Origin of the sequence: Bradyrhizobium sp. (assembly GCF_016462955.1) — a bacterium.
In the GTDB taxonomy this organism is placed as follows: Bacteria; Pseudomonadota; Alphaproteobacteria; order Rhizobiales; family Xanthobacteraceae; genus Bradyrhizobium.
Map to the genome: position 1 here is coordinate 629 of NZ_JAEMSD010000228.1, position 350 is coordinate 978.

1 protein-coding gene is annotated in these 350 nt (G+C 69.7%); it reads left to right on the plus strand.

The window, feature by feature from the left end; genetic code table 11:
• A partial coding sequence (locus JHD07_RS21945; RefSeq protein WP_291625694.1) for a DUF2157 domain-containing protein occupies positions 1-350 on the plus strand: 350 nt, incomplete at both ends.

The following is a 350-nucleotide window of genomic DNA, read 5'->3' on the forward strand; positions in this document are numbered from 1 at the left end:
ATCATCTTCGGCGCCGGCATCGCGCTGGTCGGCCAGATGTATCATCTCGGCGAGGATTTTGCCGGCGGCATGCTGCTGTGGTCGATCGGCGCGCTCGCCGCGGCGCTTCTGACCAGCTCGCGCGGTGCGCTCGCGGTCGGCCTCGTCGCCGCCTCGATCTGGACCTGCATGCGAACCTACGATGCGCCCGAGATCCTGCATCTCCCCTTCGTCGCTGTCTGGCTCGTCGCCGCCGCGCTCGCCTTCGCCTGGAATTCCCGCGTCGCCGCCCATCTCGTCGCGCTGGCGCTGCTGCCGTGGTGGATCGCGACCTCGCACCGCTTCGAGCTCGACGGCGCCCAGCCGTCCTT